Genomic DNA, 456 nt, shown 5'->3' with positions numbered 1-456 from the left:
AGAATTTAAGCTTAAATTCGATGGTGACCACGGAAATTTCAAATTGGCCTTCATAAGCAACATGAGCTTAACAGCTGAATATGAAGCCGACGGAAAACTTCTCATTTTACAAATTAAAGGAAAAGGAGACGCCCTCATTAACTGCGTAAACGTGGACGTTGAAATAGAGAGCAAATTGAATCAAGTTAAGGACAACAACGGAAAAGATCATTTAAAACTCGGCACTCCTTCATACAAATACAAGATAGAGAAGACTACGTTCGATTTGAAAAACTTGTTCAACGGAAACAAAGAATTGGCTGACACAACCCTGCAGTTTGCCAATGAGAATTGGCAACAGCTCATGGACGACCTAGCACCTCCTGCTATCAAGCAAATCGTTAAGACAGTTGTCAAAGCGATCAACAAATTCTTCGCGAGCGTCACAACACAACAAATTATCAAAGGATACTCGCC

General features: G+C 39.9%; 1 protein-coding gene. It reads left to right on the top strand.

From position 1 onward, the window contains the following. Window positions 1-61: 61 nt before the first annotated feature. Window positions 62-456 (top strand): JHBP domain-containing protein (locus F0U44_RS24285; RefSeq protein ID WP_223163823.1); only part of this gene is annotated, 395 nt, incomplete at its 3' end.

The organism is Nocardioides humilatus (genome assembly GCF_008373755.1).
In the GTDB taxonomy this organism is placed as follows: Bacteria; Actinomycetota; Actinomycetes; order Propionibacteriales; family Nocardioidaceae; genus Nocardioides; species Nocardioides humilatus.
This window is presented reverse-complemented; position numbering and strand designations above follow the sequence as displayed.